The sequence below is a fragment of the Sulfolobus sp. A20 genome, from assembly GCF_001719125.1.
Lineage (GTDB): Archaea > Thermoproteota > Thermoprotei_A > Sulfolobales > Sulfolobaceae > Saccharolobus.
In genome coordinates, this window is the sequence record NZ_CP017006.1 from 54,617 (window position 1) to 79,698 (window position 25,082).

The following is a 25,082-nucleotide window of genomic DNA, read 5'->3' on the forward strand; positions in this document are numbered from 1 at the left end:
CCGATGAAACCCAAACCCCTAACACCAAATGTCTTAAATAATTGTTTATCGCCTTTAGAACTATAAAATTAAGTTGAAAAGGTAGCGTAATAAATTTGACCTAAAGCAATACCTCCATCACCTGCTGGAACTCTCTTAGGAGTCACTATTTCTAGTCCTTCTGAATTATCAATCATCCCCTTTAATATATACTCATTTACGGCAGCACCACCGGAAACTAAAATCCTATCGGTAGGATTAGCCTTTAATGCAGCTTTTATCAACGCCTCTCCAAGCCTATATTGTACAGTATAAGCTATATCATTTCCCCTATATTTTCCCCTATTCTCTATAAGCCATTCAAATATTTTTATAGTATTTATCTCTTCTCCCTCTATAGGAATTTCTAGATCTAGTAGTCTCCCTCCTCTAGCATAAGCCTCTAATTTAATCGCAGGTTCTCCTTCATACGTCCTAAGATTACAAACGCCTAAGAAAGCTGAAACTGCGTCAAGAACTCTACCCGTACTGGAAGTCATTATTCCACTTCTTTTTGTGCTCTTTTCTAATAAAGTATATTCCATTTCGTTGAGCTTTACGAAACTTTTAATCTCATCCCATCTCATAAAGGATGACAAGAATAAGGCTAACATCCTGTTAGGTCTTATGGCATTAATGTCTCCACCGATATAGGGAACGTATTTTAAATGATATTTTCTCTCATACTTCTCCCCACTGAACCTTATCACCTCACCACCCCACGCATTCCCGTCATCACCATAACCTACACCATCAATTGCAATTCCCACCCCTTCCTCATATCCATGTTCTGAGGCTACACTTAAAATGTGAGCATAATGGTGCTGAACTTGAATAAAGTCTGCGTTATATCTTTCAGCAATCTTCTCAGCCAAGTACGTACTTTGATATGCTGGATTCTTATCTGCAATTACGAGTTTAGGTTTTACAGAGTAAATTTTTATGAAAAACTCTAAGTATTTATCTAAGTCTTGCAACGTTTCTATTTCATCGGTATCTCCAATGTATTGTGTCAGAAGCGCCTTGTTATCAAATCCAACTCCTCCTACGTTCTGTAGTTCAGCACCTACTGCAATAACGTGATTATTCAATTTCCTATTTAACCTTATCCATAATGGAGCATAACCTCTACTACGCCTCAACAGGAGTACTCTGTTATTAGATACTCTGACCACACTATCATCTACCCTATTGACGATTTTCCTATTGTGGTAAAGAAGATAGTCTACTACACCTTTAAGCTTCTGCCTAACACATTCCTCTTCTATACACATGGGAAAACCGTGTTTGTTACCACTGGTCATGATAAGTAAGTGCTTGGAAAAGGAGTCTAGTACCAAGTAATGTAATGGGGTATAGAATAGAAAGAATCCTTCCCTATCCAACCCTGGAGAGATGTATTTAGATAATTCGTAATTTTCCTCCCTTTTTCTTAGCAATACTACTGGTCTTTCCGGAGAAGTTAGAATTTCCTCCTCTAATCTAGATATGTAAGCATAATTTTTAATTATGTCCACGTTAAGGCCCATAACGGCAAATGGTTGTTGGGGTCTATTTTTTCTCTCCCTTAACTTTAAAACTGTGTCGTCATTGAAAGGATCAGCAGCTATATGGAATCCACCTATACCCTTAACAGCTATTATATATCCCTCTGATAACAACTTAGCTGTAAGTCCTATTGGATCTTGAGTATCTACTCTCTCACCATCTATAGTTTCTAGAAATAGCCTTGGTCCACACGATGGGCAACTAATTCCTTGTGCGTCAAATCTTCTCTCATCTGTTGGGTCTTGATATTCTTTATTACAGAGTTCACATAATGGAAATTCACGCATAGAAGTATTTTCTCGATCATATGGTATATCGTACATCATTGAAAATCTGGGACCACAGTAAGCACAGCTGTTAAAAGGATAACGATGCCTTCTATTATCCTTGTCTAGGACTTCCTTTAAACAATCATCACATACCGCGAAATCTGGAGGAATTTGACTAGGTTCTTTCTTAGATTTTCCACTTGGAACTATACTAAAGTTGTCAAATCCTACAAATTGATCTTCATTTATTATTATTTTTTCTATTCTAGCTGGTTTAGGTATTTCCTTAAAAAGTGAGTTCATGAAGTCCCCTATCCGCTCTTGACTCCCCTCAACTCTTATTTCCACCTCACTCCCACCAAGATTCTTAACGTAACCCTTAAGTCCAGACCTCATAGCTATTCTATACACGAATGGTCTAAAGCCTACACCTTGTACAATGCCAGTTACTATTATCTTATAAGAGTTAATACGAGTACTTTTACTGGACATTCATTTTATATTTAATTGGGAAAAAATTAAAGGTTTCCATAAAAGATTCTACTCATTAATAGAGATAATTATATTTATTATGCCTCTTTTATATAATATTTATTTTGATGAAAAACTTACTGTGGTTGCAAGGAGGTGCTTGTGGAGGTAACACTTTATCTTTTCTTAATGCCGAGAGCCCGGATATTCTAGAGTTCTTTGAGGCTTATAGCGTTAAATTGCTCTGGCATCCCTCTCTCTCATTAGAAAGCGGAAACAAGGTAAAGGAAATATTAAATGAAATCGTCAATGGAAAAATTCATCTCGACGTTTTAGTATTTGAGGGTACGGTGGTTTTAGGGCCTAATGGAACTGGAAAGTATAATCTCTTCGCGGGGAAGCCTATGAAAGATTGGGTACGTGAAATAGCTAACATAGCTGATTATGTAGTAGCAGTGGGAGACTGTGCTAGTTTCGGCGGTGTTCCAGCTTCAACCCCTAATCCTTCAGAGTCAGTAGGTCTGCAATTTCGCAATAAAGAGTTTGGCGGTTTTTTAGGAAGAGAGTATAGAAGTAGAAAGGGTCTTCCAGTTATAAATGTTTCAGGCTGTCCTGCGCACCCTGAGTGGATAATGACTACACTATCAATGATTCTTAAGGGAAAAATAAACGAGGACTCTTTAGATGAGTATAATAGGTTAAAGATCATATACTCTACAACTACACAGTTTGGATGTCCTAGAAACATTTATTTCTCGTATAAGGTTGGCTTGAAGGAGTTTGGACATAAGGAAGGTTGTTTATATTTTAACCTAGGATGTAAAGGCTCATTTACTAGAAGTCCATGTAACTTAATACTTTGGAACAACCAGAGTAGTAAGACTAGAGTTGGAACTCCTTGCTTTGGTTGCACTGAATTTGATTTCCCAACTTTTAATTTCTTTAAGACGGAGAAGAATAAGGCTGAGTTGCCTAAGCAGTTACCATTAGGGGTTAGTAGGGGAAGTTATACCATGTTATCAGCAATAGCTAGATCAGCAGCACCTAATTTCTTATTGAGACCGTTAGTGAAGAAGGAGGAAAAGGTGGATTGGATTGACTAATATAACGATAAGTCCATTTAATAGGGTTGAAGGCGATTTAGATGTAGAAGTTAAATATGAGAAAAATAAGGTCGTTGACGTGAAATTCATCTCAAGATTGTTTAGAGGGTTAGAAATAATATTGAGAAATAAGGATCCGTGGGATGCTTTAGTAATAACGCCTAGGGTATGTGGAATATGTGGAGGATCGCATCTATACTCATCAGCGTCAGCATTAGATATGATATATAATGCTGAAGTCCCTAAAAATGCGGTAAAAATTAGGAACGTATTGGCAATGGCTGAAACGTGTCAAAATGATATTAGGCACACGTATTTAATGTTCTTGATAGACTCTACCAATAGGCTATATGAAAAGTATGAATTTTACCCAGAAATTTTAAAGAGATGGACTCCATTAGTTGGAAGTTCTTATAAGGAGGCAATAAGATGGAGTAAAAAATATACTGAAATTTACGCCATTTTCGGCGGACAATGGCCACACGGTTCAGCAATCATTCCGGGCGGGGTCACTACAGATCCCTATCCTAATGAGATCAATAAGGCTTTGGGTATATTAAAAAATATAACGTCAAATTACTTAGAGAAAGTTATCTTAGGTGGAGATCTTGATCAGTTCTTAAATACCGTAAAAAGTGTTAAGGATTTAGATCAGTGGTCTGAGGATTTCCCGGAAAGTGATCTGGGAAAAATTTGGAGGTTTGGAAATGAATTAGGATGGCATAAGTTAGGCTTCGGTTCTGGGATTATGTTAAGTTATGGTCACTTTCCTAAAGATGAATACGTTAAGGAGGTTGATAGGGAAAAGGATTTGATCTTTAGAGCAGGAATTTATATAGTGAATAAAGGTGAATTGGTAAGGTTCGATCAGAAGAATATTATGGAGTTCATTAATAAATCGTATTATAAGTACACTAAAGGGGATACGATTGGTCTTCATCCCTTCGAAGGAGAGACCAACCCAAACATGAGTGGTGATAAGGGGAAATATACTTTAACAAAATGTTTTAGATATAATCTTAATGGAGAGTTAATAACACCGGAAGTCGGCGCTCTGGCTATGCTAACAGTAGGACAAAATCCTTTAATTTTAGATATAGTTAATAAGTTAGGTCCTAGTGTTTTAGCTAGGGTTATAGCAAGAATCGTTAGAGTTTCAATTTATCATAAGCTAATCGAGGATGAATTAGAAGCCTTTGAGTTTGGAAAGCCAACTTATAAGAAACCTAATGAAGAAAAAGAGGGAAAGGGTTATGGCTTAGTTGAGGCACCTAGAGGTGCTCTAGGTCATTGGATTAGCGTTAAAGATGGAAAAATATACAATTATCAAATGGTTACACCAACAGAAATAAATATGGGACCAGAAGATCCTTCAAATAATAAGAGTCACGTAGCCAAAGCCTTAATAGGGACTGAGGTAGTTGATGTAAGTAATCCTGTAGAGGTTTATCATATTATAAGATCTCATGACGCATGTATGGTGTGTAACGTACATTAACTATTACCATCATCTTTATTAACCAACGGTTTTGTCGATTTTCCTAGCTCCTTTAACATATACTGTAAGAAGGCTAACGTCATCTTAACGTCTGGGTCATCGAAAGAGGCTAGTAACTCTATAATGTTTGACTGGCTGTTCTCCTTAATTATTCTCTCTGCTGCTTTAGATAGACCGGAAGTCATAACATCTAAAACTCCATGCTGATCTAGTGTGCTAACCACCTTACCTATCTTATCTAAATGCTTTGCTATAGCTATAAATCCATTAATGAAATCGTCAACTTTCACTTCCCCAGAATCTATCATATGCTGTATGTCACCTAATAATTCTACTATAGCCTTAAACGTAGGTGATTTTACAACCGAGATTAACTTCCCCGATTTTAAAAGGTCAAGTATCATATCCAGAATTCCACTACTATTTAAGTAAATCACTATCTCAGTTAACTTCTTGATTCCTTCAATATAGTCTTGATCTTCAAATGACTCTGTCATTACGTATCATATTATTGATTACCATATATTAAAATATTTTTCTTTAGACTAAAAATGTCCAATTATGCATCAGAGTTATTCTTTCAGTTTTACTGACCTCCTTTCCGTCCTAAAGGTTCCCTTAGAGCGATTTACTGGTTTATGGTTAAACAACTTCATTTTCATCGCTTCACAGCTAGTGGGCTTTAACACCCACTCGTCCAGCGATGGCTGTATCTTCAACCAGATTATCCCTATCCCTTTTTCCCTCACCCCACCCTCCTCGAGATTAGTATTGAGGAGGAGGGACACATTCTCACTACCTCTTTTTTTCCTTAATAATATCCCTTCACTAAAAACATTATCCCGCCTTAAAAGGCTTGTCTTTCCTTTGTCACAATTTTCAAGACAACTAGCACATATAAGCGTTCTTATCCTTATCTATTAAATTTATAACCGTGATGAGTATTTGCATAGCATTTTTAACAGCCTTACCTTCAGTGGTCAGATAATAATATACTTTTATAGGCTCTTCTGAAACTACTTCACGTTTAACTAGGTTAACGTCCTCCAGTTCCTTAAGTCTGATTGATAGAATCCTTTGAGTCATACCATCAATTTTCCTCTGTATTTCATTAAACCTAAGCTTTCCGTATTTGTCAAGCAAGACAAGTATAGCATAGGTATACTTTTTAGTTATTAGCTCAAAAAGTTTCGAAGAATATGGAAGACATAAGTCTTGATCCCTTATGCAACATTGATTTACTTGAGCCATCTTGTACCTAAATCTTAGACAACTTATAAAAGTATATTAAACTAACTTTTCTATCGAGGAAAACATATTACACCCAGTATACCATTATTAAGCATCTGTTTAATCGTCGATACTTTTATTATATTATTTAACTTCACTCTTAGCTTTCAATAATAATTATAAATACCAATATTTTCGACGAGTCTTTTAATATTGAAGCTACTAAAATATACTAGGTAAATTCTAGTATACTTATAATTGTTTACAATAAAAGTAAAGATACTTTTACCATTTAAAGATAGGTGTAATAAATTATTTTTAATGAATCTTGTATTAATATAGCGTAATTATCAAGGTATAGACTAATTTTAGGATAATCCAGAGGGTTAAAAGACTGTATCCCAGCACTGACTTCCTCTAACTAGACTTTCCTCATTTTGTAAATTTAATAGCTCCCAACTTTTGATTTGACGAGACTTCTAAAAATACTTTTAATTTTGATCAGACGAGACTGAGTGGGAATCTAATGGATAGTAAATTTTAATGAATAATTAATAATATTCATAATATCTGAAAATTATAATAATCTCCATATTTTAGATAGAACCTAACTCATTGGAATCTAAACTCATATTTTTATCTTAAAAACTACCGCTTAAACTAATTTCATACTCTTTAGTTTTTATTAGTTAAACTGTTGTTCACATATTCTCTGACCCATATCTTTTTGAGGATGAAAAATAAGTGTACGTTTTCTAAAAATTTAAATTTAAAATTGAAAATTGTTAAAGTTAGCAGAATCCACCTATCCTCTTACTTCCTATTAATCTATTATTCTCGTCATAAATATTAACCTTAGTTACAAAACATGTATCTAATGATGAAACGGCTAATGGTATTCCATCTATTGGTATTCCTATTACACTCCTCTCTAGTACTCCTCCCGGCGAGGCTATAATTGTAGTAGGCTGTAGAATGTTATAATTCTCGATCTTACCATTATCTATTTTGAAAGTATGAAGTAAAGACCCTCTTATCGATTCTACAAGTCCCATATACTCTCCATCTGGAATTCTTAAAGTTGACGAAATTAAATCAGCGTTATGATAAAGAAGTATAAGTAGTTTGGCAATTATCTTAAGCCTCGATATTTCTCTCAATAGGGGAGATGGACCAAATTTTTCGTGATACTTTCTCACCAATCCATCAAAGGTTAAAGCTTGAGCTAAAGGTCCTACTTCAACTGGTTTACTATCATATGTTACTCTTAACCCCTCATCTTTTAATTTACTAACCTCGAAATTGGTACCAAATGGAAATCCTACTGTAATATAGTTATTGACGCCATTATTCCAAAAAATTGATTCATAAGCTTTATCAACTAGTAAACCTACGTCACCTTTCCTTATTTCGTCTAAGTCATTTACTTCTAGGAAATCACCTAGGGGCATTCCTAGTATTTCGTTTTCGACGAAATTGACAACTTCCTTTAGATCCTCTCCTTTAAATGGGACGTTAACTTTTTCACTTAAATATTTAGTATGGGGCCATTTGCCTCCAATTCTCTCCATTATTTCTCTTATCTTTCTAGAGTAATAACTTACCTTCCTAAATTTATCACCAGACGGAAAGTCGTATTCGACACCTAATTTTAAATGAGGAAACCAATAGGCATAAGGATGTCTTAGATGACTTTCGACTATCTCTAGCATTACCATTATTTCAATTATCTGCTTGTTTTCTAGAAAAGGTGAAACGTAAGCGTAAATGTGTGATTGACTACAAGTTGCTAATAATCTAGGCAATATTTCATAAAGTTTCAAAGCTTCTTTTCCTATAAACGCTTTCTCAAATCCTCTCAAAACGTTTCCGCTAGATTTTGCCTTTATCACCTTACCATCACTTGTAAAAACGTCTAAATTGATGACTTCTATTTCTGGAGATATCATATAAATTAGTTATCTTTTTAAACTTATAAACATAGTTAATTTATATGTGTTTAAGCTTACCAGCTGTTGTGGTTCAGAGCGAGGGAATGGTGGTATTTGTTGATTACGGTAATGGCAATATTCAACCAGTTATAAATACTGAAGTTGACGTTAAGCCTGGTGATAAGGTTATTGTGAGTTATGGGATGATAATTAGTAAGATAAGTGAGGAGGAATTTAAAGAGTTACAACAAATTCAGAAAGAGATGGTGAATTATTTTGAGCAACTATGATCCCTATGATATGGCACACGTTGGTAAAATAATTGAAATTGTCGGTGACGAGGCTAAAGTGGATTTTAAGGGAGTAATGAGAAAGGTAAATATTTCATTAGTTAACGCTAAGGTAGGGGATTACGTTTTGGTTCACGCGGGTTATGCTATAAAAGTATTAAATGATAAGGAGATTGAGGAAGATTTAAGGAGCAAAATTAAGAGCTTACTTTCTGACTAATGAGTTCCTTTACTCTTTTTACTAATTCTTCGTTGCACTTACCGCTAATGAGATAGTTGAACATTTCGTCAATAACCTCAGAGTATAACTCATAAATCTTGCTGTCACTCTTTTTCATGTTCTCTATAATCAAGTATCTGTAATCGACTATTGAATCTTTAAGTTGAAACTTAAATAATGCATATTCCTCAAGGCAGTCTAACAATGCCGATAGTTTAACGACTGGATCTCTTGATATTTCAGCTAATTCTAATAAATTCTTAGCTAAGTATTCATGAGAGTCCATTCATTATCATCTCTAATCTAACGTTTATCTCATCTCGTAAGTAATAGTTTTCAAGTTTAACTTGGTATCCGCATTTAAATACCTCCTTCAATATTTGCAATCCTAAAGCTATTACCAGAATTTGTGGGGTGTAAGCTGAGACTGGTCTATAATAGATCGTATCGTTTTCAACTCTAATTAAACCTAAATTTAATGCTGGTATTCCTGTCTCAAGCTCTATTACATTCTCCAAGTTTTTAAGACAGCTTTCCTTGTCTTCCGCCAAATTTTACCGCCCTAATGTATCCAGCACCAGGTTTTCTCAAGTCTATTAAGGTTAATTTGTATTTTATACCCCCTAAAGCCTTTGAAGCTACATTAAATCTAGCCCATTCGTCCAATATCTCCATGAATGCCCTAGCTTCGTGAATGCAAGCACCAGCTGAAAAAGCTCCATGATTTAGAGTTATTACAACTCTAGGCACTTTCATTCCTTCTCCTCTAAACGCTTCGCCTATCAATTTAGCTAGTTCCTTAGTGCCTGGGTGAGAATAGGGTACTATTTTAACGTCACCTAATATTGCTGCAGCTTCACCATGTGTAATCTCTAAAAATCCAGATAAAGTGGCTCCCATAACGTAAGGGGCGTGAGCGTGAATCACTGCATTAACATCTGGTCTGTTCTTATATATAGCTAGGTGAGCATAAGTTTCTATTGACGGTTTTAAATCGCCCTCAATAACATTACCTTCCAAGTCTACTGCAATTAAATCATTTGCTGCTAAACTCATCCTAGGATAACCTGAAGGGGTAATCCAAATCTTATTAGACCCCGGTAATCTAGCACTTTGGTTTCCACCAGCATTAGTCACTAAGCCTTTATAGTAAAAAGCTTTCACCGTATTAACTAATTCTTGTTTTAATTGTTCTTCACTAGTTTGACAGAGCTTACAATATGTATTGCCAATCATGTAAACTATTTCCATCACCTCTTACATCTAGGTACTGCATTAATTATCTTATGATGGGCCCATATCCAGCACGTACCCTCTTGGGATACCATAGGAGCTCCCTTAGGATCTTCTGGAGTACAACTCTTCATGTATAGCGGGCACTCTGGAGGATCAATTAGACCCATAACCACTTCACCACATCTAGCGCCGGTTACGTATTCGTCTTGTGTAGATATTCCCTTCCTTAAGCCATATTTTTCTCTAGCGTCAATATGCCTAAACTCGTCTTTTATTCTAAAACCAGCCTTAGGAAAGACTGCAACTCCTCTAACATAACCGTCCTCTAAATCAAATACTTTTTCCATTACCTCTTGAGCTTTAATATTACCCTCCCAAGTAACAGATCTCGTATACTCGTTCTCCATCTTCGGCTTACCTTCATAAATTTGCTTCAATAACATATAAATTGATAATAGAACGTCTATTGGCTCAAAACCTGAAAACACAACCGGCTTTTTGGTTCTCAGAAAATATTCATAATAAGGCTTCATCCCGGTTATAGTTGCTGAGTGCCCAGCAGAAATGAACGCATCTATTCCTAAAACGTTAGACTCCATTACTGACCCTTGTATAGATGGAGTGTATCTATAACTAACTAAAAAGCTCACATTTGGAGGAATCCCTTTAAGTATTTCAAACGCCGTAGCTGGGGCTGTAGTGTCCATTCCTACTGCGAAGAATAGAAATTCTTTATTCGGCTCTTTTCTAGCCATAGTTATAACGTCTTGAACTCCATAAACGATTCTGACATCAGCTCCTAAAGCTTTTGCGTCTTGTAAACTCATCTTCGTGCCCTTTGACCTACTCATATCTCCATAAGTTACAACTGTTACTCCATCTAATGATAACTTCACAGCATCATCAATATCAGTTGCTGGCGTTATACATACCGGACATCCTGGTCCAGCCCTAATTTGTACGTTATCTGGCAAAAGCGTTCTAATCCCATAATGTGTTATGGTCCACTCATGTGAGCCACAAACGTGCATAATTTGGATGTTTTCTTCAATCTTCTTCGCTAACTGGTTAATCTTCTCAGCTAATACCTTAGCTAATTCTGAATTTCTATAGTACTTTAAAATTTGGGGTAGTCTCTCACTCATTTACCCCACCCCCTATTGCCTCATATAGATCTCTCCTCCTCTGTTCTTCATTTAATCCTTTAGTCATCTCCTCCCACATTTGAATAGTTTTCTTAGCTTCTTCTTCATCAACTACTTGTATTGCATAACCTGCATGGACTAAAACGTAGTCTCCTATCTTAGCGTTAACTAAAGAGATTAATACATTATCCTTAATTGTTCCGAAGCCGAAATCGACCTTAGCGAAATCCCCATTTATTTCGATTACTTTTCCAGGGTATGCTACGCACATCTTTAAATACCCCCATAAATTTTTTTCATCTCCTCTATTTCAGCTTTTGTGGGTTTAGAAATTGGGAAATAATCCTCATCAAAGTATAGCATAGGTACTGAACAATGTAATGGCATAAACATTTCATGCCCACATATCTTACATCTTAAATAATCAACTTTTCTAAAACTCCCCTTCTGTATATACTCCATTTCCATACCACAATGCATGGGAACTTTTTCTTCATGTTCACAGACCATACAAATGAGCTTAGCCATCCTTTTTCCCTCCTAACATATTCTTGGAACTGGATCACCTACTGGTCTATTTACTAACCTTTTACCCCCTACTACTGTTTCTAATATAACACCCTCAATATCTTTTTTAACTTCACCTATTATGTTAGCATCTTTACCCCAAGGAGTCTTTTTTAAAGCATCTAAGACATCATTAGCTACTTCTGGGGATACAGCGAGTACAGCTTTTCCCTCATTTCCTAATTCCAATAAATCCAGTCCTAAGAACTCAACGGCACTTCTAACCTCTTCTTTTACTGGAATATCAGCCTCTCTTATATAGATTCCTAAACCAGATTTGTCAGCCCAATCGTTTAATAAGTCAGCTAGACCTCCCCTAGTAGGATCTTTAGCGTCAGCTACACCCCCCACTTCTAAAACACTCTTCATCATCTTATTTAAGGGAGCTACGTCAGATGATATGTTAATCTCAAACTCTATCCCCTCTCTAGATGATAAGATGGCAATGGCGTGATCACCTATAGTTCCCGACACTATTATCTTATCATTTGGTCTAATATTCATTGGCACTAACCATTCATACTTAACTTCCCTAGATTTCCTTAAAACCTTGAAGTTATATTTTAACTCCGGCGAAGGTAAGCCTATTCCACTAGTATTTATTATAATTTTATCCAATGAACCCTTCTCCATCACCTTAGTATCTCCAGTAACTATGTGCACCCCTGCCTCTTCTGAAGTCCTCTTTATACTTTCAACAATCTTGGCTAGATCCTCCTTAGGAAATCCCTCCTCCAAAACAATTGCTAAACTTAACGCTATTGGATCAGCTCCCATCATTGCTAAATCATTTACAGTTCCAGAAACTGCTAACCTACCTATATCTCCTCCTTTAAAGAATATTGGTCTAACGGTGAAGGAATCAGTTGTGAAAGCTATTCCATTTACAATTGCTCCATCATCTAACACATTTAGCCCAACTTCGCCAAAGCCGTCATAAAGAGGTAAGAAGTATTCTTTAATTAAACTATGCATATAACTTCCTCCTGCGCCATGTAAAAGTGTGACAACCTTTTTAGGATCACTCATCCATTAATTCACAAATTAAATAATGTGAATTGCGATTATTAAGTATTGTGGTTTATCATTTAAAAAATAGCTCGTGACAAGACTAACTCCCTAATTCTCTGCCTAACTACACCATTGTAGTTCTGAATATTTCCTATGAAAGCTTCTATCTCTGTATCAATTGGCAACTCAAAGAATTTTATACCATATTTTTCAGACAACTCTTTTATTATCTTTACATCCCCAAATGGTCTTACCACTTTATCACCACAGTTAAAATACGACATGTTTACTAAAAGCATTGGTTTAACTTTCCTCTCGTTAACTAAATATTTGATTAAATACTCTACTACTTTCACAGAGACTTTTGACGGAGTAGTTACTACAATCGGAGCGTAATCTCTGTCTGCAACTCTTTCTATTACTAACAATTCATCTCCTAAACCGGGCGGTAGATCAAAGACCACATTCTTAGCCTCTTTTAAGTTTCCAAAGGCTATTATAGACTCTATCACTTTGTCTTGACTAATACCGGGTAAAATTACGTAATTGTCCTTTACAACTCCACTTAGACTAACTAATCCTAACGAGTTGTTTATCATAAAGGGCTCTACACCTAGCTTACTAACCTCGTGTAGTCTTCCCTCTAATCCAAATAGCTTTGCTATTGCCATAGTGTGCACATCAACGTCTATAACGGTAGTCTTCTCACTCTCTGATAAAGAAAGTGCTAATAGAGACGAGATTATACTTTTACCCACACCACCTTTAGCACTCATTACCACAAATACTCTTTTACCCCTAAGCTTCTCCTTAGCCAACTGTCTTAATGGTTCCACCTTCCCTCACCACTATCTCATCTATTGTTATATCGTCTAACTGAACTACAACATCATGTGACACACATCTTGGACAAGTTAAGAATGATGAGGCTAATGAGGGAATTAAGTGCAAAGGATATTCCTCACCATATTCACTTCTCACCTTGTCAAGTTGATCCTTTACTTGGTCAATTGTAAACACATTGTCACAGTTCCTACACTTAAAGGTAGGATCCTTAAACTTTACCTCTAGAGTTGCATTATCTAAAATTACTGATCCTTTCTTCATCGTATCAAAAGCTTCTTTCAGAATGTCTACTTCAAGGAAAGTGAAAGATGGGATCCCCACTTTAACTTTCTCTATTTCCTTCACGTTGTTCTCATTAGCCCAATTTATTAAAGCCCTTATTATCGAATCGGCAACTGACCACTCGTGCATAAATAAATTGTGAGAAGGAAGTTAAAAAGAATATGCGTGTAAAGGGGAGGTTAATGTTTTCTCCTTTATTTTTTAGGTATAATAGCAAATCCCATAAAACTGAATAATACTCTTCTACTTTTTTTAATTTTTATTAAATATATTTTATCTTATATATCAACTAAATATCATCATCTTAATGTAGTTCTGATAGCTAATTAAAAAGGTTAAAAAAGCTATCATCATATTTTAAAATGTGGTTTCCACTCTAGTACTAGTTTACATTATAGACATCATTCTAATGACAATATTACTATCAATAACGCTAGAGAGAGGCATGAGAAATAATGAGGATAAATACGCTTTCTTATCAATGATTTTAGTTTACATACAAACTGTAGCTTTCTTAATTGCATTTTCACTCGATAGCCTCGTAATCGCATTATCCATTTCAATTATTTTATTTATCATCCCAATAACTCTGAGAAATTTAGGTTTTTGGAGAACATCTCTTATCATATTTTTATTATCAAACGAGATAATCATGAGCTTATTGTACTATGTAATTTTAAGAGGGTTCAATAATGCGTTAGTTACCTTATTTGTATATGGAACTGACATTCCAGCTATTTCAATTAATTCTTTATCACAAATTTTCATGTCACTAGCTGAGCTTGCAAATTCATTCATGTTCTTCTTAATGATCTTCCCAGAAATAGTCTACTTCTCCTTAAGGAGTAAAGACTATTATCCAATACTCTTAAGCTCAATTGCCTTAAGTGGACCAAACATTGCATCTGAAATGACGCACTCCATTCTTCCACTACCTTACGATCCAGTCAGAGAGGCTTCAATTTTGGTCACGTTGATCTCCTTTTCCTTGTCAATATATGTCACTTATCTGGTAATTAGAGGCAAAATGAGTGTGAATAAATTTGTAACTTTCGTCATTTTAAATCTTGCCTTAAGTACGTCATCTCTATATTACTCTATAAGTATTAACGAGATACCTTATGGCTTATTAACATTAATAGCAATTTATTTGTCTCTAAGTATGGCTCAAACTAAGGCAAATCCTATCAACGTTAAACTACTTTATATTGATGAAGTGATTTTAGCAATCTCACAGTTTTTATGGGGCGCATCGATAGCTTTATGGTATAATTTAATTTATCTGCAACTTTCAATAGGACTTTCACTACTACTCGTTTATCTACTTTCATCATTTTACGTCATTAGAAAAGTGTCCTCACAACGTCTCTGAAACCATTCGTTACTTCACATTAGCCTTAAAACATTACTACAGACATGGGCTATAATACATGGCATAATACCATATTTCTTAGAAATTAGTCCTAAAATTACACCTATAAAAAGAGTATAAATCATGAAAATTGGTCCATCTAAAATGTGGTTAAACGACCAGAGGACTGCTTGAATATAAACGTCATATTTTCCTTCTTCTAGAATATAACCCCTATAAATATACTCTTCACATATTCCCCCTATAATTGCTGGAAATAGTAGTAATGGGTATTTGAAAATTATTGGACTGCTTGAAGGAAAAATTATCATAATAATTATCATTGGTATTGAAAGGAAGATTCCTCGATTATAAGACATTCTCAGTTTATTCTTAGTTATTTTCTTGACCAATAGAAGGGAGACTATTTCAGCTATTGAGACCACTAACGCTCCTAAATATAATGATCTATCTAAAGAATATGCGTATAATTCCCAAGGGATTGCTAATAAAGGTAAAATTATTCCTGAAAATAAACACTCTATTCTCATTAAAACATCATACGCAAAAACACTTATAAACTACATATTTAGAGAATTCTAGAAACATTACGACTACTCTAGTGGGCAATTACGGAGACTCTAGCAGGTAGGATATGCTGTAGGTGCGGACTCAAGCATAAGCGGAAAAATAATACTGTTTGTTTGTGAATAATCCTTTTTTACCCGTTTCTAACCTTTTTTCCTTTTCACTAATAACACGATTAAGAGAGATAGAATTAAGCTAAGTGGGATTAAATAGTAAAAAGTGTTTTGCCCAGACCGTTGTTGCTGACGTATTGTAATGTTAGTTATACTATACGACGGAGTAATCGAATTTATAGTAGTATTAAATGCATAAAATTGATTTTTAGTATTATTATAGAAAGTGTTTCCTTGAGATACAAACGGGATAGGATAATAAACGATAAGTAATCCGACAAATTTAGCACTTTGAATTACGTTATATCTTAAGGTAAGATTGTATATTTCTTTTCCCAAATAAACACCAACTAAATTATTTGAAATGTGGTTTGATAGAACATTCACTACACTAGAATACTCTATCTCTATTCCCGCATCATCTTCTTCAACTAAATTATCATAAAGGCTAGTATTACTGACGTTATATAAGTAAATTCCATAATACATTGAATTCGTGATATTGTTATTCTTAACTACTATATTTAAAGATGTTAATAGAACGATACCATATTTATTTTCAATAATACTATTATTGGAAATAAATATATTATTACTAAAATACCAAATAGTAATTCCATCACCATTAGTATTGTTAAATATAATATTTCTCTCTATCACAGTATTGTTAGACTGTTTGATGCTAATTCCATCATAATAATTCGATCCTATTTTATTGTCAATTATACTAACATTTGATGAATTGTAAACAAATATTCCGTAATATTCACTTCCAAAAATTGTATTGTTATAAATTAGTACATTATGTGAATTTATTACTGTGATATTACCTATAATCTTCATGCCTTCAATAATAACATTATTCTTTTTCACAATAATTATTGAATTGCTAGAAATTGAGCCAGCTAAAATATTAGGTGATACTAGAATAGGCACAATGATAAGAAGTAGTAATATAAAAGAAACTACTTTTCTTCTCATTAATTTAGATTTTAATTTCATATATAAAAACTTTCACATATTTATTCAAAGGACAATTTCCTACTCCAAGTCCTTCCATTGATACATATTTATACCACATTATCCAAGTTAATATATAAGTGATTAAGCTATGACATCTAATATTGAAGTTGAAGATTACATCATTAAAGTTGCAAGAACGTTAAGTATATCTGATCTTAGAGCATTTAATACCAGTATAGTATCTGACTATCAAAAATTTTTCGACCTTATCCTTCCAAAAGATGTCATTAATGTTTTAGTAGTATTACCATTAAACGAGAATGATATGGCTAATAAGATTAGGGAAGCAATAAGTAAAGTCAGACCTAGTGCGTCACTTACTATAATGTATAGTAAAAATGCTAGCCAAAAAATTTACATGGGATACTACTCTTCAGCTAGTAAAATTCAAGATTTAGCTAAAAAATACAGCATTAGATAATCTCAAATTTGCACTAATATAGTAAAACAACTTTACCACTCATGTCAACAGTGCTTAGAAGTACGTTTATAATCTCATGATAAAAAGAACGCAAACCTCGCCTTTTAAGGCGGGGTAAGTTTTTAAACCTTTTCCCCATCTTCTCCTATTGCACTCCATTCTGATCAACTTCATAAAGATGAGGAGCGGGAGACGACTATTACTCTCGCAATACCAGAAGGGAGTGTACGTACAATCGTTGTTAGATTGTTCCCTAATGGAGCACAGGAAAGAAAACTGAGGAAGTTGGCAGACTCATGGTTGCAGAGTTAGACAGACTAAAGGCTGAAGCTGAGAAGATACAAAGAGACTGAAGCTAGGGAGGAAGTGTTAAGGGAAAGAGAGAGACTTTTTAAGAAACTGTATCGCAGATTAATACACTTTAGCTTCTCACCTCGCTAAGTCGTTGTGGGAGTTAGGAGTCTTAACAGTCTACCTTGGTTACCCTTACTTTATCTCTCAAGATAAGGGTAACAAGTTCACTGTGAATATCTGGTCTTATCGTAAACTAACTGAGGCAATAGTGTATAAACTCTACGAATATGGTATAAAGGTGTTTCTCGTTGTCGAGTATAATACTTCAAAGCTCTGTGCTTTCCATGACGTTAAGATTGAGAGGAAGCCTAGAGGGATTATCAATTGCCCTTTAGGTCATAAGCTTCACAGTGACGTTAATGGTGCTTTAAACATAATGAAGAGAGCAATAAATAGGATTGTAAGCGTACTAAAGAAGCCCCTTTCCTTTCTCGTAACGTCAAATGGAGTAATAAAGGGGAGTAACGCTTTAGACCTTGGCAAAACCCTTTAGGGCGGGGAGGAGGTCAGAGTCTTTAGCTATTTAACTTAAAAAAGTCTCCTCCTTCTTTTAAGCTGCGAATTCCTTTACTTCCATCTTCCTTGAGAGATAAATGAAAGGAATTGAAAACGTCATTAATCCTGCAAATACATATGGGAAATCACCACCTATGGTGGATGGGCTGTAAAAAAGTCCTAGGGCTATTATTGCACCAAGGGAAAGGGAGGCTATGATAGATACTACCCTGTAAGCCCAGTGAATGTGTGGGCTTAGCTTCTCTTTCCCCATTGGCGTATGCTTTATCCAGAAAAACAGTACTCCGCTGACACTATCTAGGAAGAATTCCATGGCTAGAAAGATTCCAGCAGCACTAAGCAATAAAGTAAAGAAGGACTCAACTGAGGGGGAAATTAACATTAATACATTTACTAGAACATTGAGACCAGATATTAAGAGTATACTACTCCAAGGACTCTTGAATCTTTCATGTACCCAGCCAAAGAACGAGGGCAAAAGCTTGTCCCTAGCCATGGCGTACCACGCTCTACTGAGTATAAATGCAGTGAGCCAGAGAGAGCTTGCAGTAGAGGTAAGCACTGCAATGTCCATAAGCCAGGAATATGAAGGTACCACATATTGAGTCCAAGTAAATAAGGGATCTACGCTCTGTGCTAGAGGTTTTAAGGGGGTTTCTATGGTCATTAGAGGCATGGTAACACTATATATTAATAGGACTGAGAGGAGGCCTATTATTCCACTAAGTCCTGGCCACCTTCTAGGTCTTTTAGATTCCTCAGAGGCATAACTATCTATTTCCCATCCATCAACAATTGTGGCTGCAACAATCATTGCGAGTACTAATCCAGTCCAATTAACTTTAGTAGAGAAGAACCAGCTCCAGCTAAATGGGTTCACCACCTTAAAGTTTGCAAAACCGAGGCCTAAGAAGAGGCCCAATACTATAAGCTCCGTAATGAGAAAGGCCTCAGTAAATCTAGCTGTTGGCTTAGCCCCTAACATAAGAGGGATTGCTGCGATTAAGACCCAAATTATGCCTACTACGGAAACCCAAAACTGGGATGAGTAAACAGAGTATTGGATTAATCCAAGCGAATAAAACAGAGCTAGCGTGTATTCTCCAGCGGGGATTACTATAGGGGGGATAGATAAGAAGTACGCAAGAGTTACCACCCACGCTTGAAAGGCACCAAACTTTTTCCCCAAAATCTTACATCCCCAATGATAGGATGCCCCAGCATGTGGAAAGTGCAGATTAAATTGTCTAAAAATCAATGCAACGAGTAGAAATGGTACTGCCGTAAGGAAAGTAGCCATTATAGCTTGGGGACCAGCTAGGGAGACCATGACACCGTAAGCTGCGGCTATACTGAAGGTAGGGGCAACCGAAGAGGTAGACAGAGGGACGAGGTCTAGGATATGTAGCACTTCACTTTTAAGATCTGTAATTTTGGTATGAAAACTATGCCTTTTCATTCCTACCGCTTTATCAATTTAGCTTAATTAAAGATTTAAAAATTTTTCTTTCTAAACTTTCTAGAGAGGGTCTGCGTATTTTTATTGTAAAAGTAATTTCTCATCTTTTGCTTCTCTCAAACTTAAAAATAGCATACGTTACGATTGATAAGGAGGCTAAAGAAGTTAGATCTAGGGTAATTAAATAAGGTAAATAGTATGTCACAGACGTAAACTGGTAAATTGGTAGTTTAAATAAAAGTGTAACGATCAGGCTAGAGAACCAGATTATGAGTGTTAAAAGGGAAAGAAGCTTTGAAAAAGTTAGTTTATATGTTAAATAAGTTATTGTAAAGACGTTCACAATGGGTATAATCATAAGTAATGAGACGTATTTGATATTGCTATAGATAAATGCAGTAAACAACCTAGCTATTAATGTTAAAAGTGTTATTATCCCTACTACGTAGTTAATATAGGATATGTAAGGAATATTTATCTCATAAATAGCCGAAATAACCTCAATTGAAAATATGATTTGCGTAATTATGACAAAACTTACAAAAAGTCTAGTGAGGAAAGAGACCATATACTTCACCTAAAGTTAATGCGTATACAGCTTGATTAAAGTAAGTGTATATTGTAAAGGACTCGATTAAAGAGTCCAAGATTTTCTTAGCCTCATTAATCATTCCAAGATTAATGAAGGCTTGGGCTAAAATAGAATTATCGTAGAGGAAAGTGTACCTACCAATCCTCTCTTCACTCGCGTGTTTCAATGTCACATCATAATATGCACCCTTATTGCTTTCATAATTACTAAGAATATTGAAAATTTCTTTATTATTCTTTTTTAGGTAAGAGGAAAATTTTAGAAAACGCGCAATATCAATTAGGAAAAGGGGAGAGTCAGGGTTATCTAGATTATGAGTGAGTTTACGAGAGACAATATTATTATACAATTCTTCAGCTATCTCTAAATATTTACTATCCTCAGTCTCCTTATACATTCTGAATAAAGACTCTCCAACAACACTGTTTACACTCAAAAAGGCTCTGCTATCCACTTTATCAATCACTTGTGCATTAGGAAATAATCCATCACTCCTCCTATTCCTTATCATCCACTCTATAGACTTTACTGCATAATCTAAATAATTGTCATCCCCTATCTTCTCATAGGCTTCAAGAAGAGTGCTAACTAACTCTGCATTAAAATCATATAACTTTGCTTTATAAGGAGTTTTCCAATCACTAGTTATGGAGTATGCATAGAATCCATCATCCCACAAATTAGATATAACGTTATCTAACGTAGCAACTACCATAGACGTATGATAGAAATCATTAAGCTTTAAAAATAAGTTTAATACTTCCGGAGAAACGAATTTAGGTTCTCTTTCAAATCCCCCATTTATCCAATCATAATATCCCTCACAATTTCTTAATACCTCACTTACTACATACTGAGGGCTAACGCTAAGTTTATGCACAGAGATTTTAGGTAACGTAACGAGTTTTCGTTTACCTTCTGTAAGCTCTATAGCTTGAGTTAAAATCTCTCTAATCTTATTCCTTTTGACTAAACCATAAGTACCACCAATTACCGTAGATTTACTTATTAAACTAATAGATGGATAAATTTGCGGAGTATATCTAACTGCTAGATCAAGTCTCTCATCAGCATCCTCTTTAGTAAAAGATATTTGTAGAAATTCTTCGTCAAGGCCTTCAATTTCCTTCTCTTGCTGATAGCAATCTATACACCAGCTAGCATTCATGAAGAGGGCTATTAGTTCCTTATTATAAGCTAACCTCCATGGAACGAACTTCATCTAACATTAATTTAATAATGCAAATAAATAAGTCTTGCACTTTAATCATTCTTATATTTCAGTCTTAATATTCTAAAAATAAAGTTAATTAAATGTATCCTAACTTAACTAATATTCAAGGTAAATTTTATTAATCTGGTTTACTTAAGTATACCTAGTGTGAGAGAGTGAAGGAGGTAAAATCAAAGGAACTTAAAGTTGGAATTAGTAGAAGAGACTTCATGAAGCTGGCAGCTATGTCCGGTTTAACAGCTTGGATGGTCGAGAAGGGATTAACATGGAAGGACTTGTTTAATATGGCTAGTGACACACTGGCAGATCCAATAAACATCATATGGACTGGTAACGGATGGTGTGGAGGAAACACTATAGCCTTCATAGACGCGATGAATCCAGCTGTGGAAGATGTTGTAACCCAAGTTACGTTCAATTTACAGCCAATACAATTAAGGCAACCATCGATACCCCAGCTTGGCAACGTTAACTTAGTTTATCACCCAATCCTAATGCCACAAGATGATATGGCATATCCAACCATGGAAGCGGCTTTAGCTGGACTATTTGATCCTTACGTTTTAGTTGTTGAAGGGACTATGTTTGACGAATTTGGACTGTATTATCAAAAGCCATCAGGTTCCTTCTGGTGTTCTGCCGGTAGAACTCCCAGTGGAGAAGTATTGTTATGTGATCAGTTCGTGTTTAATTTAATGAAAAGGGCAGCACTAGTATACGCAACAGGTGCATGTGCAACCTATGGAGGAATACCTTCTACTACAAACGGTTTAGGTCAAAGGACTCCTACATATACGATGGGTATGTTAGATGACCCATATAGAGGCATCTTAGGGTTCCCAGCTTATTTACATGAAGTATATGAAAAAGGTTTAGGAACTTTTAACGGAGAAACCGTAATAGATGAGGACATTTATGCAGTAACCAACTCACCTTATAATACAGCCTATCCTGGTCCAAGTTATCATTGGCAAAGTAAATTGGGTCAACCAATTGTAGCAATCGCCGCTGACCCTCCAGCCGGGGATTGGATAATGAGAACCTTAGTAGCTGGAGTTTTATACGCTAGAGGCTTAGCTCCACCACCCTCTTCTTATCTTGACATTTTTAATAGACCTAAGTTCTTCTACGGGAACGAAACGCACCAGAACTGTCCAAGGGCTGGTTTCTTCGCTCAAGGAATTTTCGCAAAGGAATTTGGAGATCCTCAATGTACTTATAGTCTAGGGTGTAAGGGTACTGAGGCTAATAGCCCAGCTCCATTATTGGGTTGGGTCGGTGGTGTAGGAGGATGTACAAGAGGGGGAGTATGCATTGCTTGCACTGCCCCAGGATTTCCGGACTTATACGAACCATTTTACGCTCCTCCAAATGCTCCCACATTACCTTCAACTACGCTTCTTGCAGCTGCAGCTGGAGTTGGAGTAGTTGTTGGTGTAGGTTCTTACTTATTATCCAGAACTAGGAGAAAACCCTTAACCCCTAAGGCTAAGGAGGTGAGCTAAAATGGCTAGCTCATATTTATTTAAGTATGATTGGACAAAGCCTGTAGTTATAGAGCCCATAGTGAGAATAAAGCCAGAATTAGGAATACAAGTTACTGTCAGTACTGATGAAAATGGGAGTATAAGAGCTACTGAAGCATACGCTGGTGCTGGAATGTTCAGAGGATTTGAGATCTTTATGAGAAATAAGCCAGCGCCGGATATAATAATGTTATCCTCAAGGGAGTGCGGAATCTGTGGAGAACATCATCAATTCATAGAAAGAATAGCTCAAGAGATGGCAATGGGTGGTTATGCTCCTCCACCCTTAGGTTTAGAGACGATAATGTTAGCAAATGATGCTGCAATGATGTATGACCACACAGCCCACTTAACTGCTTTAGGAGGCCCCGATTGGAGTTCATTATTCTTTAAAATAGCTGGGTACTATCCTCCTGACATTTATCAATTAGCTACACAAACACCGATAAGTAAGGTTCTAGATTACTCAGAGGCTTTTCCAAATGGAGCACCTAGTCAACTTCAATTTGCTGGAGTAACTATGAGGACGGTTGCTGATATAATGGATGGTTTAGTTCCTATTATTGGTGCAATATTCTTAGAAGGGGCTTACGTTTGGAGGATAATGCATGAAGCAGAACTGTTATATTACTTGAGAATACCACATCCAATTACGATGGTCCCAGGAGGAATTGGAGTTCCCGCCACTGTAGAGAATTTGCAAGCATACTTACAGAGGTTAATAGACGGTACTGCCTATATGAAAAAGCAAGCAGTAGTATGGGAAGTACTATCATTATTCTTAAACGATTACGATAACGTTTTCGGAGTTCAAGCGTATTACGATACACATTTCAACAACTTAGGTTTTGCTGAACTAGGAAATAGACCAGCTAACTTCGTATCTTATGGACAAAGTGATGTAGCTGAAGCTCCAGAGGTTAGTCCTTCATCCACTACAGTAGCTCCTTATGATGCAACTTATGAAAATGCTGGAGCTTGGGGAAGAGCTAGGGTGGTTAAGCCAGGATTAGTCATTCAGCCTAGTCTAACTTCCCCGCCACAAATAGTTACAAACAGTTACATCGATATTAATCTAGCAGTCCATGAATTCGTAGAGTCCTCATTCCAAGCAGACTGGACACAGTCTCCATATAGCTCGCAAGTACCTTCTGAAGTTTCCGGTATAGAAGTAGATCCGATTGGGAATAAGGTAAATGCTTATCACCCGTGGAAGAAGTGGACGATACCAACTCCTCTGGCTAGAGGATATCCATTTGGTTCTGGCAACCAGTACGGAAAGTATAGCTGGGGAGTGTCCCCTAGATTCGTTCCATATCAAGGACATAAGCCCATTTCAAGCTACTTCTATAATGTAGAAGCAGATCCGATGGGCTTAATGTATGCTCAAGTATTACAAGGTAGTGCACCGGAGCCCATATACACAGCGACGTATAGCATAGCAGGAATAGAAATACAATACGGGAATGCCAGCAATCAATACGTGAAATGGAACTTACCTCAAACTATAAGTCCTAGGGTAGTTTTGCCTCAAGAACTACAAGGTGAAATAGAGCTAAACTACTTATCTCCATGGCAAATAACCAATGGAAAATTCATCACTAACGCTGTAGAGAGAATGAGAGCAAGAGCCTTCGCAGTAGCTTTAGAGGCAGCTGGAGCCTGGGTAGCATGGTTCTCTGCAGTAAACTATATAAAGAATGGACAAACTGCTGTTAGTAGAGGAAATCAGTATGACTGGGAGTACAAGGCTAACACGAATACTGGGGTAGCAATAGGAGTGGGGATGAAGGAAGCTCCGAGAGGAGCGCAGTATCACGCTAATGTGATAGCTACTGGCAAAGGACCAAATGTGCCAGCAATAAATCCACAACAAATGCAACCTACGACGGTTAACCTAGGGCCAAGAGTGAAGAATTCTTATGATGACGGAATTCAAACAGTTAGTCCAGCTCCATCCTTGGCACAAAACGATGGTGCTGGCACATTTGAAGAGACAATACAAGGAAATAAGGGATACAACATACCCGGTTCACCTAAACTAACAGTAACTCCACTAGAGCAGTGGGATGGATTTGAGTTTGCAGCGGCGTTAAGGTCATTCGATCCATGCTTCGTCTGCGGAGTCCACGTTGTTCTACCAAATGGTAAGGTGAGATATTTGACCTTAGGAGCTCCAATTGATTTAAGTGAAGCAATAAAGGCTTTCTATAAGTTCGCCATGAAGGTTAAATAAAGGT

Annotated in this window: 28 protein-coding genes; 9 read left to right on the forward strand and 19 right to left on the reverse strand. The window is 36.2% G+C overall.

Annotation, left to right across the window (positions count from 1 at the left end; genetic code table 11):
• Positions 1-68: 68 nt before the first annotated feature.
• Positions 69-2,327, reverse strand: a complete 2,259-nt coding sequence (gene hypF, locus BFU36_RS00220) for a carbamoyltransferase HypF (RefSeq protein WP_069281316.1) — start codon at positions 2,325-2,327, stop codon at positions 69-71.
• A 107-nt stretch (positions 2,328-2,434) separates the two neighbouring features.
• On the opposite strand from hypF, the gene BFU36_RS00225 reads away from it, so the two are divergent.
• A complete protein-coding gene (locus tag BFU36_RS00225; RefSeq protein ID WP_069281317.1) occupies positions 2,435-3,409 on the forward strand; it encodes a hydrogenase in 975 nt (324 codons plus the stop codon).
• Positions 3,402-4,907 (forward strand): nickel-dependent hydrogenase large subunit, encoded by a 1,506-nt coding sequence (locus tag BFU36_RS00230; protein ID WP_069281318.1) that lies wholly within the window; start codon positions 3,402-3,404, stop codon positions 4,905-4,907. The genes BFU36_RS00225 and BFU36_RS00230 overlap by 8 nt, the downstream gene beginning before the upstream one ends.
• Here the strand turns inward: BFU36_RS00230 and BFU36_RS00235 are convergent.
• The 4 genes from BFU36_RS00235 to BFU36_RS00250 form a co-directional block, all read right to left on the reverse strand.
• Positions 4,904-5,404, reverse strand: coding sequence for a hypothetical protein (locus BFU36_RS00235; RefSeq protein ID WP_069281319.1), 501 nt, complete (start codon positions 5,402-5,404; stop codon positions 4,904-4,906). The two genes, BFU36_RS00230 and BFU36_RS00235, sit on opposite strands and share 4 nt — an antisense overlap.
• Positions 5,405-5,479: 75 nt before the next feature.
• Positions 5,480-5,695, reverse strand: coding sequence for a hypothetical protein (locus tag BFU36_RS00240; RefSeq protein ID WP_069281320.1), 216 nt, complete (start codon positions 5,693-5,695; stop codon positions 5,480-5,482).
• 100 nt (positions 5,696-5,795) lie between these two features.
• Entirely contained in the window at positions 5,796-6,158 is a 363-nt protein-coding gene (locus BFU36_RS00245) for a helix-turn-helix domain-containing protein (RefSeq protein ID WP_083216321.1), read from the reverse strand.
• 770 nt (positions 6,159-6,928) lie between these two features.
• Entirely contained in the window at positions 6,929-8,086 is a 1,158-nt protein-coding gene (locus BFU36_RS00250; protein WP_069281321.1) for a nickel-dependent hydrogenase large subunit, read from the reverse strand.
• A 44-nt stretch (positions 8,087-8,130) separates the two neighbouring features.
• On the opposite strand from BFU36_RS00250, the gene BFU36_RS00255 reads away from it, so the two are divergent.
• Positions 8,131-8,358, forward strand: a complete 228-nt coding sequence (locus tag BFU36_RS00255; protein WP_069281322.1) for a HypC/HybG/HupF family hydrogenase formation chaperone — start codon at positions 8,131-8,133, stop codon at positions 8,356-8,358.
• The gene (locus BFU36_RS00260; protein WP_231961187.1) at positions 8,345-8,578 is read left to right on the forward strand and encodes a HypC/HybG/HupF family hydrogenase formation chaperone; all 234 of its coding nucleotides are present in this window, start codon (positions 8,345-8,347) and stop codon (positions 8,576-8,578) included. Before BFU36_RS00255 ends, BFU36_RS00260 begins: the two co-directional genes overlap by 14 nt.
• Here the strand turns inward: BFU36_RS00260 and BFU36_RS00265 are convergent.
• From BFU36_RS00265 to BFU36_RS00305, 9 genes are read right to left on the reverse strand one after another with little or no spacing between them, the layout of a single operon-like run.
• Positions 8,556-8,864, reverse strand: a complete 309-nt coding sequence (locus BFU36_RS00265; RefSeq protein ID WP_069281323.1) for a hypothetical protein — start codon at positions 8,862-8,864, stop codon at positions 8,556-8,558. The two genes, BFU36_RS00260 and BFU36_RS00265, sit on opposite strands and share 23 nt — an antisense overlap.
• Positions 8,851-9,129 carry a hypothetical protein gene (locus BFU36_RS00270; protein ID WP_231961188.1) on the reverse strand — a complete coding sequence of 93 codons (279 nt, stop codon included), beginning with the start codon at positions 9,127-9,129 and terminating at the stop codon, positions 8,851-8,853. Before BFU36_RS00270 ends, BFU36_RS00265 begins: the two co-directional genes overlap by 14 nt.
• Positions 9,101-9,829, reverse strand: coding sequence for a class II aldolase/adducin family protein (locus BFU36_RS00275; RefSeq protein WP_231961189.1), 729 nt, complete (start codon positions 9,827-9,829; stop codon positions 9,101-9,103). Before BFU36_RS00275 ends, BFU36_RS00270 begins: the two co-directional genes overlap by 29 nt.
• Positions 9,829-10,959: a hydrogenase formation protein HypD gene (gene hypD / locus BFU36_RS00280; protein ID WP_069281325.1), complete on the reverse strand. Its 1,131-nt coding sequence runs from the start codon at positions 10,957-10,959 to the stop codon at positions 9,829-9,831. Before hypD ends, BFU36_RS00275 begins: the two co-directional genes overlap by 1 nt.
• A complete protein-coding gene (locus tag BFU36_RS00285; protein WP_069281326.1) occupies positions 10,952-11,230 on the reverse strand; it encodes a HypC/HybG/HupF family hydrogenase formation chaperone in 279 nt (92 codons plus the stop codon). Before BFU36_RS00285 ends, hypD begins: the two co-directional genes overlap by 8 nt.
• Positions 11,231-11,232: 2 nt before the next feature.
• On the reverse strand, positions 11,233-11,487 hold the full coding sequence (locus tag BFU36_RS00290) for a hypothetical protein (protein WP_231961190.1): 255 nt from the start codon (positions 11,485-11,487) through the stop codon (positions 11,233-11,235).
• Positions 11,488-11,499: 12 nt separating this feature from the next.
• On the reverse strand, positions 11,500-12,555 hold the full coding sequence (gene hypE / locus BFU36_RS00295) for a hydrogenase expression/formation protein HypE (protein WP_069281327.1): 1,056 nt from the start codon (positions 12,553-12,555) through the stop codon (positions 11,500-11,502).
• Between the two features lie 59 nt (positions 12,556-12,614).
• Positions 12,615-13,373, reverse strand: a complete 759-nt coding sequence (locus BFU36_RS00300) for a P-loop NTPase (protein WP_069281328.1) — start codon at positions 13,371-13,373, stop codon at positions 12,615-12,617.
• Entirely contained in the window at positions 13,348-13,794 is a 447-nt protein-coding gene (locus BFU36_RS00305) for a hydrogenase maturation nickel metallochaperone HypA (protein ID WP_069281329.1), read from the reverse strand. The genes BFU36_RS00300 and BFU36_RS00305 overlap by 26 nt, the downstream gene beginning before the upstream one ends.
• 235 nt (positions 13,795-14,029) lie before the next feature.
• On the opposite strand from BFU36_RS00305, the gene BFU36_RS00310 reads away from it, so the two are divergent.
• Positions 14,030-15,037, forward strand: coding sequence for a hypothetical protein (locus tag BFU36_RS00310; RefSeq protein WP_069281330.1), 1,008 nt, complete (start codon positions 14,030-14,032; stop codon positions 15,035-15,037).
• A 14-nt stretch (positions 15,038-15,051) separates the two neighbouring features.
• Here the strand turns inward: BFU36_RS00310 and BFU36_RS00315 are convergent, their stop codons facing one another.
• Together BFU36_RS00315 and BFU36_RS00320 are read right to left on the reverse strand one after the other, a co-directional pair.
• Positions 15,052-15,567: a CPBP family intramembrane glutamic endopeptidase gene (locus tag BFU36_RS00315; RefSeq protein WP_069281331.1), complete on the reverse strand. Its 516-nt coding sequence runs from the start codon at positions 15,565-15,567 to the stop codon at positions 15,052-15,054.
• Positions 15,568-15,747: 180 nt separating this feature from the next.
• Positions 15,748-16,698: a nitrous oxide reductase family maturation protein NosD gene (locus BFU36_RS00320; RefSeq protein WP_197490536.1), complete on the reverse strand. Its 951-nt coding sequence runs from the start codon at positions 16,696-16,698 to the stop codon at positions 15,748-15,750.
• 130 nt (positions 16,699-16,828) lie between these two features.
• On the opposite strand from BFU36_RS00320, the gene BFU36_RS00325 reads away from it, so the two are divergent.
• Together BFU36_RS00325 and BFU36_RS14140 are read left to right on the forward strand one after the other, a co-directional pair.
• Entirely contained in the window at positions 16,829-17,161 is a 333-nt protein-coding gene (locus BFU36_RS00325) for a DUF4898 domain-containing protein (protein WP_069281333.1), read from the forward strand.
• A 445-nt stretch (positions 17,162-17,606) separates the two neighbouring features.
• Positions 17,607-18,008: a transposase gene (locus BFU36_RS14140; RefSeq protein WP_231961192.1), complete on the forward strand. Its 402-nt coding sequence runs from the start codon at positions 17,607-17,609 to the stop codon at positions 18,006-18,008.
• 57 nt (positions 18,009-18,065) lie between these two features.
• Here the strand turns inward: BFU36_RS14140 and BFU36_RS00335 are convergent, their stop codons facing one another.
• From BFU36_RS00335 to BFU36_RS00345, 3 genes are all read right to left on the reverse strand, one after another.
• Positions 18,066-19,490 carry an APC family permease gene (locus BFU36_RS00335; RefSeq protein ID WP_069281334.1) on the reverse strand — a complete coding sequence of 475 codons (1,425 nt, stop codon included), beginning with the start codon at positions 19,488-19,490 and terminating at the stop codon, positions 18,066-18,068.
• Positions 19,491-19,590: 100 nt separating this feature from the next.
• Positions 19,591-20,058 (reverse strand): hypothetical protein, encoded by a 468-nt coding sequence (locus BFU36_RS00340; RefSeq protein WP_069281335.1) that lies wholly within the window; start codon positions 20,056-20,058, stop codon positions 19,591-19,593.
• Positions 20,039-21,304, reverse strand: a complete 1,266-nt coding sequence (locus BFU36_RS00345) for a beta-L-arabinofuranosidase domain-containing protein (RefSeq protein ID WP_069281336.1) — start codon at positions 21,302-21,304, stop codon at positions 20,039-20,041. The genes BFU36_RS00340 and BFU36_RS00345 overlap by 20 nt, the downstream gene beginning before the upstream one ends.
• Before the next feature lie 167 nt (positions 21,305-21,471).
• On the opposite strand from BFU36_RS00345, the gene BFU36_RS00350 reads away from it, so the two are divergent.
• A complete protein-coding gene (locus tag BFU36_RS00350) occupies positions 21,472-22,821 on the forward strand; it encodes a cytochrome B (RefSeq protein WP_069281337.1) in 1,350 nt (449 codons plus the stop codon).
• A 1-nt stretch (position 22,822) separates the two neighbouring features.
• The gene (locus tag BFU36_RS00355) at positions 22,823-25,078 is read left to right on the forward strand and encodes a nickel-dependent hydrogenase large subunit (protein ID WP_069281338.1); all 2,256 of its coding nucleotides are present in this window, start codon (positions 22,823-22,825) and stop codon (positions 25,076-25,078) included.
• Positions 25,079-25,082: the final 4 nt, after the last annotated feature.

Bases quoted from the DNA above. Each gene is read 5' to 3' on its own strand.
- hypF (WP_069281316.1), bottom strand. From the start codon at position 2,327: ATGTCCAGTAAAAGTACTCGTATTAACTCTTATAAGATAATAGTAACT.
- BFU36_RS00225 (WP_069281317.1), top strand. From the start codon at position 2,435: ATGAAAAACTTACTGTGGTTGCAAGGAGGTGCTTGTGGAGGTAACACT.
- BFU36_RS00235 (WP_069281319.1), bottom strand. From the start codon at position 5,404: ATGACAGAGTCATTTGAAGATCAAGACTATATTGAAGGAATCAAGAAG.
- BFU36_RS00245 (WP_083216321.1), bottom strand. From the start codon at position 6,158: ATGGCTCAAGTAAATCAATGTTGCATAAGGGATCAAGACTTATGTCTT.
- BFU36_RS00250 (WP_069281321.1), bottom strand. From the start codon at position 8,086: ATGATATCTCCAGAAATAGAAGTCATCAATTTAGACGTTTTTACAAGT.
- BFU36_RS00255 (WP_069281322.1), top strand. From the start codon at position 8,131: ATGTGTTTAAGCTTACCAGCTGTTGTGGTTCAGAGCGAGGGAATGGTG.
- BFU36_RS00265 (WP_069281323.1), bottom strand. From the start codon at position 8,864: ATGGACTCTCATGAATACTTAGCTAAGAATTTATTAGAATTAGCTGAA.
- BFU36_RS00275 (WP_231961189.1), bottom strand. From the start codon at position 9,829: ATGGAAATAGTTTACATGATTGGCAATACATATTGTAAGCTCTGTCAA.
- hypD (WP_069281325.1), bottom strand. From the start codon at position 10,959: ATGAGTGAGAGACTACCCCAAATTTTAAAGTACTATAGAAATTCAGAA.
- BFU36_RS00285 (WP_069281326.1), bottom strand. From the start codon at position 11,230: ATGTGCGTAGCATACCCTGGAAAAGTAATCGAAATAAATGGGGATTTC.
- BFU36_RS00290 (WP_231961190.1), bottom strand. From the start codon at position 11,487: ATGGCTAAGCTCATTTGTATGGTCTGTGAACATGAAGAAAAAGTTCCC.
- hypE (WP_069281327.1), bottom strand. From the start codon at position 12,555: ATGAGTGATCCTAAAAAGGTTGTCACACTTTTACATGGCGCAGGAGGA.
- BFU36_RS00305 (WP_069281329.1), bottom strand. From the start codon at position 13,794: ATGCACGAGTGGTCAGTTGCCGATTCGATAATAAGGGCTTTAATAAAT.
- BFU36_RS00315 (WP_069281331.1), bottom strand. From the start codon at position 15,567: ATGAGAATAGAGTGTTTATTTTCAGGAATAATTTTACCTTTATTAGCA.
- BFU36_RS00320 (WP_197490536.1), bottom strand. From the start codon at position 16,698: ATGAGAAGAAAAGTAGTTTCTTTTATATTACTACTTCTTATCATTGTG.
- BFU36_RS00325 (WP_069281333.1), top strand. From the start codon at position 16,829: ATGACATCTAATATTGAAGTTGAAGATTACATCATTAAAGTTGCAAGA.
- BFU36_RS00335 (WP_069281334.1), bottom strand. From the start codon at position 19,490: ATGAAAAGGCATAGTTTTCATACCAAAATTACAGATCTTAAAAGTGAA.
- BFU36_RS00340 (WP_069281335.1), bottom strand. From the start codon at position 20,058: ATGGTCTCTTTCCTCACTAGACTTTTTGTAAGTTTTGTCATAATTACG.
- BFU36_RS00345 (WP_069281336.1), bottom strand. From the start codon at position 21,304: ATGAAGTTCGTTCCATGGAGGTTAGCTTATAATAAGGAACTAATAGCC.
- BFU36_RS00355 (WP_069281338.1), top strand. From the start codon at position 22,823: ATGGCTAGCTCATATTTATTTAAGTATGATTGGACAAAGCCTGTAGTT.